This window comes from Streptomyces sp. NPDC021622, assembly GCF_040640795.1.
Lineage (GTDB): Bacteria > Actinomycetota > Actinomycetes > Streptomycetales > Streptomycetaceae > Streptomyces.
This window is the reverse complement of the sequence record NZ_JBFACK010000006.1, coordinates 394,891-411,252: the sequence shown is the minus strand read 5'-3', so window position 1 is coordinate 411,252 and position 16,362 is coordinate 394,891. Positions and strand designations below refer to the sequence as shown.

Genomic DNA, 16,362 nt, shown 5'->3' with positions numbered 1-16,362 from the left:
TCCGTCCCGAACCCCAGAGCAGCTGAACACCGCAGAGCCGGCAGCCGCCGAAGCCGCCCTGCTCGCCTGCTGCGGCAGTCGCGCCTGGGCCCGCCGCCTCGTCGCCCACCGGCCCTACCCCGACCTCGACGCGCTGCTCGCCGCGTCCGACGAGGCGGCGTACGACCTCCGGCCCGCCGACCTCTCCGAGGCCCTGGCCTGCGAACCTCTTGAGCCACGTGTCCCCCGTCAGGGCACGTACTCCGCCGCGCACACCGCACTGAGCGCCGCGGACGCCGCGTACGAGAGCCGCTTCGGTCACGTATTCGTGATCTGTCTGGACGGCGTCGCCCAGGGCGAGGCCCTGGACCATTTGCTGGCCGGAATCCGCGCGCGCCTGGGCAACGACCCGGAGGAAGAGCGCGTCCTGGCCGCCGAGGAACTGCGCAAGCTGGCCCGCGGGCGACTCACCCGGCTCGTGCACGAGCTGAATAGCCCGTACGTGCCTGTTTGATTGCCTGTTTGATCACACCTGGCTACCCCGCGCGAGCGAACCGACAACTCGTCGATACGATGACGAGCGGCCGGTGGACCGTACCCGGCCGGGCCCGTCCGACCACCCAAGCCGGCTGGCCCCAATCCCCGCTCCCGGAGGGTTCTGCCGTGCCGGCTGGAACGCTGTACCGCGGCCGGGAAGGAATGTGGTCCTGGGTGGCTCATCGAGTCACCGGCGTCCTCATCTTCTTCTTCCTGTTCGTGCATGTGCTGGACACCGCTCTCGTCCGCGTCTCCCCGGAGGCGTACGACGATGTCGTCAGCACCTACAAGACGCCCCTCGTCGCACTCCTTGAGTACGGCCTGGTCGCCGCCATCCTCTTCCACGCACTGAACGGCCTGCGTGTCATCGCCGTCGACTTCTGGTCGAAGGGCCCGCGCTACCAGAAGCAGATGCTCTGGACCGTCGTCGGCATCTGGGTCGTCCTGATGGTGGGGGCGCTCTACCCGGTCCTCGGCCACGCCGTCCGCGAAGTCTTCGGGAGCTGACGCCAGACATGTCCGACACCACGCTCGAGAAGTCCGGAGTGGGCCCCGTCGAGGGCGCCTCGCTCTACGACGTCGACAATCCGGCACCCGTCATCGAGGCGCCGCGCAAGCGCACCTCCAAGACCCCGCGCTCGACCCGCGGCAACTTCGAGATGGCCGCATGGCTCTTCATGCGCCTGTCCGGCGTCGTCCTGGTCGTCCTGGTCCTCGGCCACCTGCTGATCCAGCTGGTGCTCGACGGCGGAGTATCGAAGATCGGCTTCGCGTTCGTCGCGGGCCGCTGGGCGTCCCCGTTCTGGCAGGTCTGGGATCTGCTGATGCTGTGGCTCGCGATGCTGCACGGGGCCAACGGCCTGCGCACGGTCATCAACGACTACGCGGAGCGCGCCAACACGCGCCTGTGGCTCAAGGGCCTGCTGTACACCGCCACGGTGTTCACCATCCTCCTGGGCACGCTGGTGATCTTCACCTTCGACCCGAACATCCGCTAAAGCCGAGGCGAACCCAGTGAAGATTCACAAGTACGACACTGTCATCGTCGGCGCCGGTGGCGCGGGCATGCGCGCGGCCATCGAGGCGACGAAGCGCAGCCGCACCGCGGTCCTGACGAAGCTCTACCCCACCCGCTCCCACACGGGCGCGGCGCAGGGCGGCATGGCCGCCGCGCTCGCCAACGTGGAGGAGGACAACTGGGAGTGGCACACCTTCGACACGATCAAGGGCGGCGACTACCTGGTCGACCAGGACGCCGCCGAGATCCTGGCGAAGGAAGCCATCGACGCGGTCCTCGACCTGGAGAAGATGGGCCTGCCCTTCGGCCGTACGCCCAAGGGCGAGATCGACCAGCGCCGTTTCGGCGGTCACTCCCGCAACCACGGCGAGGCTCCTGTCCGCCGTGCCTGCTACTCGGGCGACCGCACCGGCCACATGATCCTCCAGACGCTGTACCAGAACTGCATCAAGGAGGGCGTGGAGTTCTTCAACGAGTTCTACGTCCTCGACCAGCTCCTCGTGGAGGTCGACGGCGTCAAGAAGAGCGCGGGCGTCGTCGCCTACGAACTCGCGACCGGCGAGATCCACATCTTCCAGGCGAAGTCCGTGGTCTACGCGTCGGGCGGCACCGGCAAGTTCTTCAAGGTGACGTCGAACGCGCACACGCTGACGGGTGACGGCCAGGCGGCCTGCTACCGCCGCGGTCTGCCGCTGGAGGACATGGAGTTCTTCCAGTTCCACCCGACCGGCATCTGGCGCATGGGCATCCTTCTTACGGAGGGCGCCCGCGGTGAGGGCGGCATCCTCCGCAACAAGGACGGCGAGCGCTTCATGGAGAAGTACGCGCCGGTCATGAAGGACCTCGCGTCCCGTGACGTCGTCTCGCGCTCCATCTACACGGAGATCCGCGAGGGCCGCGGCTGCGGCCCCGAGGGCGACCACGTCTACCTCGACCTGACGCACCTCCCGCCGGAGCAGCTGGACGCCAAGCTGCCCGACATCACGGAGTTCGCGCGTACGTACCTCGGCATCGAGCCCTACACGGACCCGATCCCGATCCAGCCGACCGCGCACTACGCCATGGGCGGCATCCCGACGAACGTCGAGGGTGAGGTCCTCGCGGACAACACCACCGTCGTCCCGGGTCTGTACGCGGCGGGCGAGGTGGCCTGCGTGTCGGTCCACGGCGCCAACCGCCTGGGCACCAACTCGCTCCTGGACATCAACGTCTTCGGCAAGCGCGCGGGCGTCGCCGCCGCGGAGTACTCGGCGAAGAACGATTTCGTCGAACTCCCGGAGAACGCCGAGGAGCTCGTCGTCTCCCAGGTCGAGCGCCTGCGCGACGCCTCGGGCAACGAGCGGGTCGCCGAGCTCCGCAAGGAGCTGCAGGAGACCATGGACGCCAACGTCATGGTGTTCCGCACGGAGCAGACGATCAAGACGGCGGTGGAGAAGATCGCGGAGCTCCGCGAGCGCTACCTCAACGTCTCGATCCAGGACAAGGGCAAGCGCTTCAACACCGACCTCCTCGAGGCCATCGAGCTGGGCAACCTGCTCGACCTGGCCGAGGTCATGGCGCAGTCGGCCCTGGCCCGCAAGGAGTCGCGCGGCGGTCACTACCGCGAGGACTTCCCGAACCGCGACGACGTCAACTTCATGCGCCACACCATGGCGTACCGCGAGGTCGGCGACGACGGCACGGACTCGATCCGTCTCGACTACAAGCCTGTCGTCCAGACCCGCTACCAGCCGATGGAGCGTAAGTACTGATGGCAACCCCGACCCTCGACAAGGAAGACGCCAAGCCCGAGGCGGGCTTCGCCGACTCCCCGTACATCACGGTCACGTTCCGCATCCGCCGCTTCAACCCGGAGATCTCGGCGGACGCGACCTGGGAAGACTTCCAGGTGGAGATCGACCCCAAGGAGCGTGTCCTCGACGCACTCCACAAGATCAAGTGGGACCTGGACGGGTCGCTGACCTTCCGTCGCTCCTGCGCCCACGGCATCTGCGGCTCGGATGCCATGCGCATCAACGGCCGCAACCGCCTGGCCTGCAAGACCCTGATCAAGGACATCAGCCCGGAGAAGCCGATCACGGTCGAGGCCATCAAGGGTCTGACGGTCCTGAAGGACCTGGTCGTCGACATGGACCCGTTCTTCCAGGCGTACCGCGACGTCATGCCGTTCCTGATCACGACGGGCAACGAGCCGACGCGCGAGCGCCTGCAGTCGCCGGAGGACCGCGAGCGCTTCGACGACACGACGAAGTGCATCCTCTGCGCGGCCTGCACGTCCTCGTGCCCGGTCTTCTGGAACGACGGCCAGTACTTCGGCCCGGCTGCGATCGTCAACGCGCACCGTTTCATCTTCGATTCGCGTGACGAGGCGGGCGAGCAGCGCCTGGAGATCCTCAACGACAAGGACGGCGTGTGGCGTTGCCGCACGACGTTCAACTGCACGGACGCCTGCCCGCGCGGCATCGAGGTCACGAAGGCGATCCAGGAAGTGAAGCGGGCGTTGATCACGCGGCGCTTCTGAGTTCTCCTCGGTCGTCTGTACGTCTGTACGTTTCTGAAGGCCCCGCTCCCGGTCCTGTACCGGGAGCGGGGCCTTCGCCGTGCCGGCGGATGACGCACGCCTCACCCATACCGGTGAACGCGTCGGGACCGGACTCCGGCCCCTCCCTCGTCCTACGATGATGCTCTCGACACCAGCCCTCAGGAGGCACGCGATGTCCGCAGCAGCTGCCGAGCGGCCCCATGACGACCTGTCCGGCGAGCGGTCCCTGCTCGCCGAGGCGAACCTGCTCATGGATCGCAACCCGGGCCACCGCGTCGAGATCATCGGAGGCCAGATCACCGTGACCCCTCCCCCGGACGTGGCACATGCCCGCGCCCTCTCCCGGCTGAGGCGCCCGTTCGCCGCGGCCGGGCTCGACGGCGGGGAAACCGAGGTTCTCGAAGGAGTCGGACTCTGGCTCCCCACGGGTGCCGTGGACTACGCGATCCCCGACCTCGTCGTGGTCGACGCCGACATCGACGAGCACCTCATCGAGAACAACTGCTACGACCCCCTCTCCTTCCGCCTCGTCCTCGAAGTCACCTCCAGCAACTACGAGAACGACCTCCGGGCAAAGGTCACGTCGTACGCCGCCGCCGAGCTCCCGATCTACGTCATCGTCGACCGCAAGCACGGGCGCCTCCACACCCTCATGGACCCGTCCAACGACGAGTACAAGACGCACCAGGTGCACGCCCCGGGCCAGCTGGTCACCCTCCCCGAGTCGATCGGCGCGAAGGTCACGCTCGACGTCACGGAAGTCCTGGAGGCGGGAAAGCCTGTGCGGGACGGTAGTTGAGCGTCGACCCGGCGACCAATGTGCCTGAATCGCCATAAATGCACAGGCTGTTGACCAAATCCGCCTGGTGTCCTCAGTCGCCCCAGAGATAGCGTTGGTTCGCTTCAGTTACCCCCCACCTCACGGGAGTCCCGAGTGAACCGCCCCATCCGTCTCATGACGGCCACACTCACCGCGTCCGCGGCCCTGTTGTTGACCGCCTGCGGTTCGGGAGGCGGAGACGACGGGTCCTCGGACAAGATCGAGGGGGCGGGTGGCGGCTCGAAGGCTTCCGCGAGTCCGTCGGCGAAGCCGGACGGGGCGAAGCGCCCGGAGATCAAGATCCCGGCCGAGTTCCAGGCGAACTTCTCGGGCTGGACGAACAGTGACCCGAAGGCCCAGGGGGTCCTGGACGACGGCAAGGAGGAGTTGCGGGCGAAGTACGCGGCGATCATCGAGGGGAACCCTGATTCGGACGCGGTGGCGTTCTACAACTCGGGCGCCTCGCTCACCACGGCCCGCAAGTGGATCAAGGGTTTCACCGAGACCGACGACAGCCTGATCGGTGAGGTCAAGGCCTACAACCCGAAGGTCAACGTCAACGGCAAGGACACGGCAGTGTTCTTCTACTGCGTCGACGAGCGCAAGGCTTCCACCAAGAACCGCAAGACCAAGAAGGTCACGGCCACCCCCGACACCCCCGACTCGGTGCTGCAGTACCGGGCCAGGCTCACCAAGTCCAAGCAGGGCGTGTGGCAGACCGTCTCCCTGGAGACCGTCCCGGGCGGGTGCAAGTGATGCGCACGTCCGCGAAGGCAGGTGCCTTCCTCCTCGCCACGGCCCTCACTCTGGGCTTCTCCTCGACGGCGGCGTATGCCATCGGGGACAAGAACAACCAGAATCCACCGGGGCCTTCGGGCGGCGCGAACAAGAACACGCTGAACGCCGGGGTCGGCACCACGAACATCACGGTCAACCAGGTCAGCGGCGGCAAGGGCGGCTCCTCCACCAAGGGGCTCGCCCCGGTGGACCCCAACTGGAAGCCCCCGGCCTGCTGGTACGAGCCCGTGGCGACATCCGAGCAGGTGAAGGCCGCGACGGACCAGCTCAAGAAGACGCCCAACGAGAACCTGGTCCCGGTCACTCCCTCGCTCAGCTGGGGCGAGCAGTTGATGGTGGACACCTTCGAGAAGGACAAGTCGCCGAGCGACGGCATCAAGAGCTACAAGAACTTCAACCTCGGCAAGAAGGGCAAGTTCTGGCGCGGTGTCGTCAACCCTGACATGGAAGACGACCCGGCGGCGTACGACTGCGAGGAGATCCTCTTCTGGCAGGACGCCGGCACCCTCCCGAAGATCGACAACGCCCCGACGCCCGAGGTCCTCGCCTCGTACGCGTACGACAAGGTCAAGGTCCCGGACACCAAGGTCGAACTGAAGCCGGAAGGCAAGTCGACGGTGAACCTGCCCACGTGGGTCTGGCTGGACAAGGGCACCTTCGAGGACGTCAAGGTCCGCGCCGAACTGCCCGGTACGGACCTGTGGGCAGAGACCACGGCGAAACCGGTCAGCCTCCACCTGGAGCCCGGTACGGCGGACGCGCAGACCTTCCCCGCGTCCGGTGAGTGCAAGGTCAACGACGACGGCAGCATCGGCACCCCGTACACGAAGGGCTCCTCGAAGCAGGACCCGCCGTGCGGCATCTCCTACCTGCGGGCCACCGACGGCAAGCCGTTCCAGCTGAAGGCGTCCATCACCTGGGAGATCACCTGGGAAGGCACCGGCGGCGCGGGCGGCGACCTGCCGAACGGCACGTTCGACGGGACGCAGGACGTCAACGTCCAGGAGATTCAGTCGATCAACCGCTGACGGAACGAGGCTCACCCGGCCGCATTCACCGATTGGCGGCCAGCACTGCCGCGAGCCCCTCCTGTAGATCCTTGACGAAATACTCGGGAACCTCCAGCGACGGGAAATGTCCCCCCTTCTCGGGCGACCCCCATCGGACGATCTGTCGGTACCGCTCCTGTGCCCAGGGGCGCGGACTCTTCTCGATGTCGCGGGGATACATGGTGATTGCCGACGGGACGTCGACCCGGAGTTCGGGGTCCAGTGAGTTGTGGCTTTCGTAGTAAATGCGGGCCGCCGATGCGCCGCTCCGCGTCAGCCAATACAGAGTGACGTCGTCAAGAACGCGGTCGATGGAAATCGACCCGAACGGGCTGTCCTCGGTGTCCGACCACTCGGCGAACTTGTCGAGGATCCAGGCGAGAAGCCCGACCGGTGAGTCGACGAGCGAGTAGCCGATGGTCTGCGGGCGGGTCGCCTGCTGCTTCGCGTACGCCGCGCGGTGGCGCCAGAAGTGGCGGGTTTCCTCGGTCCATTTGCGCTCGGCCGCCGTCAGCCCGTCCGTCGTCAATCCGGGCGGCGCCTCCGCGAACAAGGTGTGGATGCCGAGAACGTGCGCCGGGAACCTGCCGCCGAGAACCGTGGTGATATTCCCTCCCCAGTCTCCGCCGTGGGCTACGAACTTGCTGTAGCCGAGCCTTCCCATCAGTTCCACCCATGCGGCCGCGATCTTTTCCGTTCCCCACCCGGTGGTGGCCGGCTTGTCGCTGTAACCAAAGCCCGGCAGCGACGGAACCACGACGTGGAACGCCGGCGCGGCTGCGTCTTTCGGATCTGCCAGCTCGTCCACCACATCGATGAACTCGGCAATGCTGCCTGGCCAGCCGTGCGTCAAGATCAGAGGCGTGGCATCTGCGCGCGCGGATCGGCGGTGCAGGAAGTGGATTCCCAGATCATCGATGGTCGTACGGAACTGGCCGATCTGGTTGAGGCGCTCTTCGAACGACCGCCAGTTGTAGCCGGTGCGCCAGTAGTTCACGACATCGACGAGGTCGGCGAGCGGAACGCCCTGGTCCCATCGGCGAGGGTCGGGCGCGGCGCGATGGACCGTCTCGGTCTCCGGCAGCCGCGCCGCGGCCAATCGCGCGCGCAGATCGTCGAGGTCGGCGTCAGGCGCGTGGGCTTCAAATGCTTGCACGTCTGCTTGCACGTCGCTGATTGGACGGGGCATGAGACCTCCTGGCCATCGCGGAACCGGCTAAGACGGTTCTAGCAGTCCCCCGAGCCGCGCCGCAACCGGCTAAGGTGGTTCCATGCGTGCTGGATTCCCTGACTTCCGCCTCGGCAACGTGCTGGCGACCAGCTTCACGGGGACCCTGTCGGAGCGTCATGGCAACGCCGTGGAGCGCATCCCCACGCCGCACCGACTCATCGACTGGCTGGCCGTGAGCGGCCTCGCCGTGGACTCCTGCACCACCGCCCAGCTCGACCTCGCCCGGGAACTGAGGGAGTCGATTCACGCCGCCGCGACAGCGGCCGCGATCCAGGAGGCTCTGCCTGCGGCTGCTGTCCAAGTCATCAATGACCGCAGCGCCCAGGGGCGAGCCGCGGCGATCCTGACGCCCGAGGGCAAGCGGCGATGGCGGCTCAGCTCGGCTTCCTGCGTGGAAGATGCCCTCAGCGTGATCGCCGCCGACGCGATCAGCATCATCGCGGGCGAACGAGACGGAAAACTGGCTTTGTGCGCATCGCCGACCTGCCAGGCCGCCTTCTTCGACACCAGCCAAAGCCGCACCCGCAGATGGTGCGACATGAACACATGCGGGAATCGCCAGAAGAAGGCGCGCTTCCATGCCAACCAGCGCAAGAACTCCAGCTCAGCGGGGTGATCGTCACCCTCAACCGCAACGCGCACCGTTTCATCTTCGATTCGCGTGACGAGGCGGCCGAGCAGCGCCTGGAGATCCTCAACGACAAGGACGGCGTGTGGCGTTGCCGCACGACGTTCAACTGCACGGACGCCTGCCCGCGCGGCATCGAGGTCACGAAGGCGATCCAGGAAGTGAAGCGGGCGTTGATCACGCGGCGCTTCTGAGTCCTTCCCTCTCGTCCGTACGTCACTGTGGGCCCCACCCTCCTTTTGAGGAGCGGGGCCCATGTGCGTCTGGGGCCATGCGCTTCGCGAGCTACGTGTACGGGGCGCGCCATTCCGCCCCCAGTCGTCGGCGCAGTTGCGGAGGAGTTAGAGACCGCGCCCGCGCTCGGAGCCGACGTCACTGATACCGAGGGGGGACGGCGGAAGCTGCGGACTGCTGTCCCAGAGTCTGAGGTGGAGCCCGCTCTGGGCGCCGGCCAGTCTCACGCCGATGGAATCGCGCGTACAGGCAAGGGAGTTGGTGACCAGCTCCGAGACGACGAGCTGGACGTTGTCGAGGGGGCGTACGCGGTAGCGGGTGAGCACGGCGCGCACGTGGGCCCGGACGGTGCCGAGCCGAGGGGAGTGTGAGGGATGCGGAAGGCGTACTCCCAGTCTTCGTCGGCGTGGGAGGTGGGTTGCCTCTTCAGTGCGAGATGTGCCCCCCCAGGTCGACCGCAACCGTCAGGCAGCAGCGCCTAGGTGCTGAGCTGCGAAAACTGCGCGAGCGCGCTGGCCTCAACTCCCGGGAAGCAGGCCAGAAATTGGGCGTCAACCCAGCACGCATCAGCAACATCGAAGCCGGCAGATTCGGCGTCAGCGCCGACCGCGTTCGAACCTTCGCGCTCGGCTACGACTGCGCCGACGAGCCGTACAGTGGTCATCGCCCAAGGGCCTCACCCCCAATTGGACACGGCGCAACTGGACACGGTGCACGGCTCGGAATTCCTCCATGCAGAGGCGCAGTTGATGGAGTACCGCACGATCATGGGTCGCCTGGAAGAGCTGTCTCTCGGCGCTTCGGCCTCCCGCGACTTCATCCACAGCCTCATCGCCGCCCTCTGAAAGGTTCCGCGATGCCCGAATTGCACTGACAGAAGTCGTCCTACAGCAGTGAGGCCAGCAACTGCGTCGAACTCGCCACCGCCCCGGGCAGGACGACGCGCCTACGCGAATTCGACGAGCCAACCATCAACCTCACCTTGAGGACCGCCTCCCTCGCTTCCCTTCTGGGAGCGATACGCCAAGGGGCCCTCGGAGGCGTCGAGGCATAGCCGATCAGCTGTTCCCGCCAGTACCGCGACCGTGACACCTGCAACAGCAAACGGGCCCCCTTGGGAGCACATCCAGAGCTGATCCTTGTTGCATGAAACGTCACAGATTTAGCCTCCGCCGCTCACGCCCCGCATCAGAAGAAAAGCGGCAATACACCTCAAGTATCGCAACTAGCCTTATCCCAGCGTCCTAATCCCGCCTGGCGCCCTCAGAAGCCCCACAGATAGCTTTGGTTCACATAGGACAACCATCGCCTCACCGGGAGCTGACCGTGAACCGCCGAACCTTGCCCGCCGCTGCTGTCGTCTTCGCTGCGACAGCAGCCTTTCTGCTGACGGCTTGTGGCGGTGGGAGCGACGATTCCAGCGACAAAGACAAGATCGCTGGGGCCGACGCGGCCCCCGGGAAGAAGTCAACATCGCCGGAGGCGAGTCCCTCGAATGACGGGATCGAGCGGCCGAAGGTCGAGCTGCCCAAGGGCGTGAAGAACGTCTTCGAGGGGAGATCGACGGGCGACGCGACGAAGGACGCGGTGCTCGCGGACAACGAGCGCGGGATCAACGCTGAGAGCGCCGCCATCCTGAGCGGTGACCAAGACTCGTCTGCACTGAGCTTCTACAACAAGGGCGAAGCGCTGTTGTCCGAGGCCAAGTACGTGCAGAGCTTCCTGGACGCAGGCATCAGCTACAAGGGTACGATCCGCTACTTCGATCGACGGGTGACCCTGGTCGACGCCAAGACCGCGACTCTCGTCTACTGCGCGGACGAGAGCGGGGCGTCTAATACCGATCGCAAGACGGGCAAGGTCAAGGCAGCCGGCCAAACGAAGCCCAAGGACAACTTCGTGCTCTACAACACCCGGCTGACCCTGAATGCGAAGGGCGTCTGGCAGAACACAAAGGGGTTCGGTAAGCGAGGGGCCGCGTCGTGCGCGAAGTGACACGTCACATCACCACTTCCGTGACGGCGGCGCTGGTGCTGGTGGGGTTGCCGTCGTCCGCGTACGCCATCGGGCCGGGCGGCACCGGCAAGGGCGGCAGCGAAACCGACAGCTCCGGTGGCGGCAAGATCACCGTCGAGACCAAGGTCCAGACCACCGTCAACGGCAGCACCGCCACGGCGAAGTCCGGCACCCTCTCCTCCGCGGACTCTAACTGGACACCACCTGCCTGCTGGTACGAACCCGCCTTCTCCCCCAAGGAGTTGAAGAAGTCCGTCGGCAACCTCCGAAAGTTCAACCCCTTCGGGCTCGGGAACATGGTCGCCGACATGTACGACGGCTACTACGAGAAGGGCAAGCCGTACAAGGACTACAACCTCGACAAGCAGGGCGAGGGAATGTTCTGGGCGTCTGTCGTCAATCCCAACCGGGAGGACGACCCGGAGGCGACGTCTTGCGACAAGGCGCCCTTCTGGGTCGACGAAGCGGAGACCCCCGATGAGCCGCTGGCCATCTCGCCGCGGATTCTCGCCGAGTACGCCTACGACGAACTCCCGGTCCCCGGAACGGAGATCGCGATGGCTCCGGCGGGGCAGTCGACGGTGAACCTCCCGACGTGGGTGTGGCTGGACAAGGCGAAGTTCAAGAAAGTGTCCGTCACCGCGAGCCTCCCGGGCACAGGCCTGTCGGCAACAACGACAGCTGAACCGGTCTCACTGCACCTCGAACCGGGCACGGGCGACGCCGAGACCTCCCCCGCCTCCGGCGACTGCAAGATCAACGCCGACGGCTCGATCGGCGAGCCGTACGCCAAGGGCAAGGCGGGCAAGATTCCGCCGTGCGGCGTGAACTATCTCCGTGCCACCGGCGACTCGGAGCCGTACGCGCTCAAGGCCACCCTCACCTGGAAGATCACCTGGACGAGCACGACCGGCGAGGGCGACGACCTGCCGGACGGAACGTACGGGGCGACGCAGGACGTGACGGTCCAAGAGATCCAGTCCATCAACCGCTAGACCAAAACGAGCGCAGCAAGGGGGAGCAACATGGGGGGCCATCGTCCGTCGGATTGGCATGTCCTGGACTTGGACAAGGATCCGACTCCGGGTGATCCGGACCGGGTGCGGAGTCTCGCCAAGAATCTGCATGACTTCTCCGACGATGTGGGCAGGGTGCTGCGCGACATCAAGGGGATGGCGGGCGAGGACGCGATCCTGCGGTGGGCGGGCAAGACCGCGGACGCTTTCACGGAGCAGTTCGAGGATGCTCCCGCCAAGCTGAAGAAGCTCAAGAAGAGCTACGAGATGGCCGGCGATGCCCTGTCCGCGTACTGGCCGGATCTGGAGCGCGCCCAGACGCTCGCGGACAAGGCGCTGGTCAAGGGCCGTGAGGCACAAGCCGATCTGAGCAGTGCCAAGTCGAAGCTGACGTCGGCGAATTCGTGGGTGGAGCGGGCGGGCAAGGAAGCCGACAAGTACAAGGACGACAGCGGCGGCAAGTCTGGCAAGGATGTGCCCAAGCCGGACCCGGACAAGGTCAAGGCCGCCACCCGCAACGCCGCATCCGCCGAGAAGGCGCAGACCACCGCGCAGGGTGATGTCACCTCGGCGCAGAGTGCGCTGGACGCGGCGAAGAAGATGGCCGAGGACGCGCGCAAGATGCGCCAGGAGGCCGCCGGGACGGCCAAGCGGAAGATCGACGAGGCCTCCGACGCGGGCATCCAGAACCGCAAGTGGTGGGAGGAGATCGGGGACTGGGTCTCCGACAACTGGGACGCCATCGTCGAGATCTGCAAGGTCGTCGTCGCCGTGGTCGGCGTGATCGCGATGATCGTGGGCGGGCCCATCCTCGCCGCCATCGTCGTCGTGGCCGCTGTCATCGTCCTGGCCGACACCCTCAACAAATACGCAAAAGGCCAAGCGGGCCTATTGGACGTCGCCTTCGCCGCCCTGGACTGCATACCCGGAGCCAAAGGCCTGACCACCGCCGCCAAACTCGGCAAGGGCCTCAAGGGCCTGAAGAACGGCGTAAAGGGGCTGGGTAAGAACGCCGACAAGGCTGCCGCCAGCGGCGCGAAAGGCGCTGACAACAGGGCCGCCGACGCCGTCACGTCCCAGGGTTCCGACCCGATCGATATGGCCACCGGCTTCATGTTCCTGCCGCAGACCGACATCACCCTGCCCGGCACCCTGCCGCTCGCCTTCACCCGCCGGGTGTCCTCCGGCTACCGCACCGGCTGGTGGTTCGGCCCCACTTGGTCCTCAACCATCGACCAGCGCCTGGAGACGCACGCCGGAGGCATCGTCCACGTCACCGAGGACGGCCTGCTGCTCTCCTACCCCCACCCCACCGAATCCGGCAGCCCGGTCCTCCCCGAAGCCGGTTCACACTGCCCCCTCACGTTGCTCGACAACGGCGGCTACCGCATCGACGACCCACTCACCGGCCACGTCCATTTCTTCACCACGCCGGTCGACGACATCGCTCAGCTCGTCCGGGTCTCCGATCGCCACCACAACACGATCGACTTCGACTACGACGAGGACGGCACACCGCTCGGCATCCGGCACTCCGGCGGCTACCACCTCAAGCTCACCGTGCACGAGGGCCACATCAACTCGCTGGCTCTCGCCGGTGCGGCCGCTGATGGCTCGGACCTCACCATCAGGACGTACGACTACACGGAGGACGCCCTCACCAAGGTCGTCAACTCCACCGGCGATGCCCTCGCGTTCGCCTACGATCATCGGCTGCGCGTCACCTCATGGATCGACAGCAACGGCAGCCGCTACGACTATTCGTACGACGAACACGACCGCTGCATCGCCGAAGGCGGCGAATCTGGACACATCGCCATCACTCTCGACTACGACGGTCACACCCCCGACTGGCCGGGTGCCCGCATCACCACCCTCACCACCGCCGAGGGCGCGGTGACCCGCTTTGTCATCAACGACAACAGCCAGGTCATCGCCGAGATCAACCCTCTCGACGGCATCATCCGCACCGCCAGGGACGAGCACCATCATCTCCTCTCCCGGACAGATGAGTTGGGCCACACCACGCGGTACGTACGCAATGACCTCGGCCTCCCCACGCTGGTGGTCAGGCCCGACGGCAGCACGGTCCGGTACACGTACGACGAGGCCCTCGGCCTGCCCACGGCGGGCGAACTGCCCGACGGGACCACCTGGCACCGCGCGTACGACTCACGCGGCAACTGCACGGCTGTCACGGACACGGACGGCGCGACCTATCGCTACAGCTACTCCGCGCAGGGGCACGTCACCGCCATCACCGACCCCTTGGGCCACACCACCACGGTCACGTGCGACCCCGCAGGCCTGCCCCTCAGCTCACGTGATCCGCTGGGGGCCACGACCCGCTGGACGCGCACTGCCGCCGGGCTGCCAGAACAGTTCATCGACCCACTCGGCCGCACCACCCATCTCACCTGGTCCGCAGAAGGGCTGCTCACCAGCCGCAGCACCCCGGACGGAGCGACCGAGACTTGGTCTTACGACGGCGAGGGCAACTGCATAAAGCACACAGACGCGGCGGGTGCCACCTCGCGGCTCGAGTACACGCACTTCGACCTCCTGTCGGCGCGCACGGATGCCGACGGCGCGCGCCACACTTTCGACTACGACCCCTCGCTGCGGCTTATCCGCGTCACCAACCCGCAGGGCCTCCAGTGGCAGTACGAGTACGACGCCGCCGGGCGCCCAGTGACCGAGACGGACTTCGACGGCCGTTCCATCCGCTACACCCACGACGCGGCAGGCCGCCTCGTTGCGCGGACCAACGCACTCGGGCAGCGCGTGGAGTACGAGCACGACCCCGTGGGACGGGTGGTCCGGTCAGACGCCGACGGCGCGGTCACGGACTACACCTACGACGCGGCGGGCCACCTCGTCCACGCGAGCACCGGCAGCAGCACCCTCACGCTACGTCGCGACCCGGCTGGCCGCCTCGTCTCACAAAACACAGACGGCCGCGAACTCACCCATGCATACGACGCGTTGGGCCGGGTCATCAGCCGCACCACGCCGACCGGGGCGACGACCACCTGGTCCTACGACGCAGCAGGCCACCCGAGCGGAGCGAACGCCTCAGGTCACGCGCTCCGTTTCGAGTACGACGCGGCGGGCCAGGAAGTGGCCCGGCACCTCGGCGCAGACCTCACCTTCACACACTCCTTCGACGAACGGGGGCGCCTCACCGCACAGTCCGTTGCGGCTGGCGGCACCCGCCGCGTCCAACACCGCGCCTACCGGTACCGCGGCGACGGTCACCTCCTCGGCATCGACGACCAGGTCTCCGGCAGCCGCCGCTTCGACCTCGATGCGGCGAAGCGGGTCACCGCCGTCCACGCCGAGGACTGGACAGAGCGCTACGCCTACGACGAGGCGGGCAACCAGACCGAGGCAGCCTGGCCGAGTGCCCACCCCGGCCAGGACGCGGTCGGCACCCGCATCTACGAAGGCACCCGCCTCGCCCGGGCAGGCCGCGTCCGCTACGAGTACGACGCCCTGGGACGCATCGTCCTGCGGCAGCGCTCCCGGCTCTCCCGCAAGCCAGAGACCTGGCGCTACGAGTGGGACGTACAAGACAAACTCCGGTCAGTCGTCACACCGGACGGCACCCGGTGGACGTATCAGTACGACCCGCTGGGGCGACGCTCAGCCAAGCAGCGCATTGCCCACGACGGCCGTACCATCGTCGAGCAGACCGATTTCACCTGGGACGGCACGACGCTCTGCGAGCAGACACACCGCGCACGTGGCCTCCCGCACGATGTGACGATGACGTGGGACCACGACAGGATGCGGCCACTGACCCAGCTGGAACGCATCACCACCCCCGCTGGCGATGCGGCTCCCGAAACCTCGCAGCGGGAGATTGACTCCCGCTTCTTCATGATTGTCACTGACCTCATCGGCACCCCGACCGAACTCGTCGGCGAAAAAGGTGACATCGCCTGGCGCAGCCGCAGCACCCTGTGGGGCGCCACCGCATGGGCATCGGACAGCAGCGCGTACACACCTCTGCGCTTCCCCGGCCAGTACTACGACCCCGAGACGGGCCTGCACCACAACTACTTCCGCCACTACGAGCCGGAGACCGGTCGCTACGCCACCCCGGACCCCCTCGGCCTCGCCCCTGCGCCCCATCCGGTCACCTATGTCGACAACCCGCACACCTGGAGCGACCCGCTCGGCCTCTCGCCCTATCCATACGGTCAGGGCTTCCCCAACCGGGAACTACCGCGCGACCAGCATGGAAACCCAGCGCCGGATCCTGCGGCGGAGGGCTACCCGCACACTCAGCTCGGCATCCACCGAGGGCGGCGCGACAGCTACGCGCAGGCCCGCGAGTTCGACGCGGACGGCCGGCCGGTGCGCGACATCGACTTCACCGACCACAGACGGCCTCAGAACCACGAGAATCCTCACCAGCACAGACATCTCCCGAACCCCACAGGCGGCACCCTTCGAAGAGGCCCCGCCGAACCGCTCGAATGGCCGTGA

At 66.7% G+C, this 16,362-nt stretch carries 15 protein-coding genes and 3 pseudogenes; 16 read left to right on the top strand and 2 right to left on the bottom strand.

All coding sequences use genetic code 11. The annotated features are described in order from the left end of the window. Window positions 1-22 precede the first annotated feature (22 nt). The 8 genes from AB0G47_RS15205 to AB0G47_RS15170 all read left to right on the top strand — a co-directional run bounded on the left by AB0G47_RS15205 (window position 23) and on the right by AB0G47_RS15170 (window position 6,722). Window positions 23-493 carry a 2-oxo-4-hydroxy-4-carboxy-5-ureidoimidazoline decarboxylase gene (locus AB0G47_RS15205; RefSeq protein WP_360769050.1) on the top strand — a complete coding sequence of 157 codons (471 nt, stop codon included), beginning with the start codon at window positions 23-25 and terminating at the stop codon, window positions 491-493. A 149-nt stretch (window positions 494-642) separates the two neighbouring features. Further along, on the top strand, window positions 643-1,023 hold the full coding sequence (gene sdhC / locus AB0G47_RS15200; protein ID WP_076684883.1) for a succinate dehydrogenase, cytochrome b556 subunit: 381 nt from the start codon (window positions 643-645) through the stop codon (window positions 1,021-1,023). An 8-nt stretch (window positions 1,024-1,031) separates the two neighbouring features. Next, the gene (locus AB0G47_RS15195) at window positions 1,032-1,514 is read left to right on the top strand and encodes a succinate dehydrogenase hydrophobic membrane anchor subunit (protein ID WP_266870224.1); all 483 of its coding nucleotides are present in this window, start codon (window positions 1,032-1,034) and stop codon (window positions 1,512-1,514) included. A gap of 16 nt (window positions 1,515-1,530) precedes the next feature. Continuing rightward, window positions 1,531-3,285 (top strand): succinate dehydrogenase flavoprotein subunit, encoded by a 1,755-nt coding sequence (gene sdhA, locus AB0G47_RS15190; protein ID WP_360768921.1) that lies wholly within the window; start codon window positions 1,531-1,533, stop codon window positions 3,283-3,285. Next, window positions 3,285-4,055 (top strand): succinate dehydrogenase iron-sulfur subunit, encoded by a 771-nt coding sequence (locus tag AB0G47_RS15185; RefSeq protein WP_360768918.1) that lies wholly within the window; start codon window positions 3,285-3,287, stop codon window positions 4,053-4,055. Before sdhA ends, AB0G47_RS15185 begins: the two co-directional genes overlap by 1 nt. A gap of 193 nt (window positions 4,056-4,248) precedes the next feature. Beyond that, window positions 4,249-4,875 (top strand): Uma2 family endonuclease, encoded by a 627-nt coding sequence (locus AB0G47_RS15180; protein WP_360768915.1) that lies wholly within the window; start codon window positions 4,249-4,251, stop codon window positions 4,873-4,875. Window positions 4,876-5,031: 156 nt separating this feature from the next. Beyond that, on the top strand, window positions 5,032-5,652 hold the full coding sequence (locus AB0G47_RS15175; RefSeq protein ID WP_360768912.1) for a hypothetical protein: 621 nt from the start codon (window positions 5,032-5,034) through the stop codon (window positions 5,650-5,652). Next, window positions 5,652-6,722, top strand: coding sequence for a hypothetical protein (locus AB0G47_RS15170; RefSeq protein WP_360768910.1), 1,071 nt, complete (start codon window positions 5,652-5,654; stop codon window positions 6,720-6,722). The genes AB0G47_RS15175 and AB0G47_RS15170 overlap by 1 nt, the downstream gene beginning before the upstream one ends. 25 nt (window positions 6,723-6,747) lie before the next feature. Here AB0G47_RS15170 and AB0G47_RS15165 read toward each other — a convergent pair whose 3' ends face one another. Next, complete coding sequence (locus tag AB0G47_RS15165; protein WP_360768907.1) at window positions 6,748-7,932, bottom strand: epoxide hydrolase family protein; 1,185 nt, start codon at window positions 7,930-7,932, stop codon at window positions 6,748-6,750. 82 nt (window positions 7,933-8,014) lie between these two features. Between AB0G47_RS15165 and AB0G47_RS15160 the strand changes: the two genes are divergently transcribed. After that, window positions 8,015-8,590: a CGNR zinc finger domain-containing protein gene (locus tag AB0G47_RS15160; RefSeq protein WP_360768905.1), complete on the top strand. Its 576-nt coding sequence runs from the start codon at window positions 8,015-8,017 to the stop codon at window positions 8,588-8,590. Between the two features lie 17 nt (window positions 8,591-8,607). Then, window positions 8,608-8,796: pseudogene (locus AB0G47_RS15155) on the top strand (succinate dehydrogenase iron-sulfur subunit); the annotation flags it as partial. Between the two features lie 147 nt (window positions 8,797-8,943). Here the strand turns inward: AB0G47_RS15155 and AB0G47_RS15150 are convergent. Next, complete coding sequence (locus AB0G47_RS15150; RefSeq protein ID WP_360768902.1) at window positions 8,944-9,171, bottom strand: ATP-binding protein; 228 nt, start codon at window positions 9,169-9,171, stop codon at window positions 8,944-8,946. A gap of 101 nt (window positions 9,172-9,272) precedes the next feature. On the opposite strand from AB0G47_RS15150, the pseudogene AB0G47_RS15145 reads away from it, so the two are divergent. The 6 genes and pseudogenes from AB0G47_RS15145 to AB0G47_RS15120 form a co-directional block, all read left to right on the top strand. Then, window positions 9,273-9,422, top strand: a pseudogene (locus tag AB0G47_RS15145) (helix-turn-helix transcriptional regulator); the annotation flags it as partial. 100 nt (window positions 9,423-9,522) lie between these two features. Then, window positions 9,523-9,681, top strand: a complete 159-nt coding sequence (locus AB0G47_RS15140; RefSeq protein WP_360768899.1) for a Scr1 family TA system antitoxin-like transcriptional regulator — start codon at window positions 9,523-9,525, stop codon at window positions 9,679-9,681. Window positions 9,682-9,722: 41 nt separating this feature from the next. Beyond that, window positions 9,723-9,890: pseudogene (locus AB0G47_RS15135) on the top strand (DUF397 domain-containing protein); the annotation flags it as partial. Window positions 9,891-10,162: 272 nt separating this feature from the next. Continuing rightward, on the top strand, window positions 10,163-10,831 hold the full coding sequence (locus tag AB0G47_RS15130; RefSeq protein ID WP_360768896.1) for a hypothetical protein: 669 nt from the start codon (window positions 10,163-10,165) through the stop codon (window positions 10,829-10,831). Next, window positions 10,819-11,847, top strand: coding sequence for a hypothetical protein (locus AB0G47_RS15125; RefSeq protein WP_360768893.1), 1,029 nt, complete (start codon window positions 10,819-10,821; stop codon window positions 11,845-11,847). The genes AB0G47_RS15130 and AB0G47_RS15125 overlap by 13 nt, the downstream gene beginning before the upstream one ends. Before the next feature lie 30 nt (window positions 11,848-11,877). After that, window positions 11,878-16,362: an RHS repeat-associated core domain-containing protein gene (locus AB0G47_RS15120; RefSeq protein ID WP_360768890.1), complete on the top strand. Its 4,485-nt coding sequence runs from the start codon at window positions 11,878-11,880 to the stop codon at window positions 16,360-16,362.

Coding starts and splice junctions, on each gene's coding strand:
- AB0G47_RS15195 (WP_266870224.1), top strand. CDS start 1,032: ATGTCCGACACCACGCTCGAGAAGTCCGGAGTGGGCCCCGTCGAGGGC.
- AB0G47_RS15185 (WP_360768918.1), top strand. CDS start 3,285: ATGGCAACCCCGACCCTCGACAAGGAAGACGCCAAGCCCGAGGCGGGC.
- AB0G47_RS15180 (WP_360768915.1), top strand. CDS start 4,249: ATGTCCGCAGCAGCTGCCGAGCGGCCCCATGACGACCTGTCCGGCGAG.
- AB0G47_RS15175 (WP_360768912.1), top strand. CDS start 5,032: ATGACGGCCACACTCACCGCGTCCGCGGCCCTGTTGTTGACCGCCTGC.
- AB0G47_RS15170 (WP_360768910.1), top strand. CDS start 5,652: ATGCGCACGTCCGCGAAGGCAGGTGCCTTCCTCCTCGCCACGGCCCTC.
- AB0G47_RS15165 (WP_360768907.1), bottom strand. CDS start 7,932: ATGCCCCGTCCAATCAGCGACGTGCAAGCAGACGTGCAAGCATTTGAA.
- AB0G47_RS15160 (WP_360768905.1), top strand. CDS start 8,015: ATGCGTGCTGGATTCCCTGACTTCCGCCTCGGCAACGTGCTGGCGACC.
- AB0G47_RS15120 (WP_360768890.1), top strand. CDS start 11,878: ATGGGGGGCCATCGTCCGTCGGATTGGCATGTCCTGGACTTGGACAAG.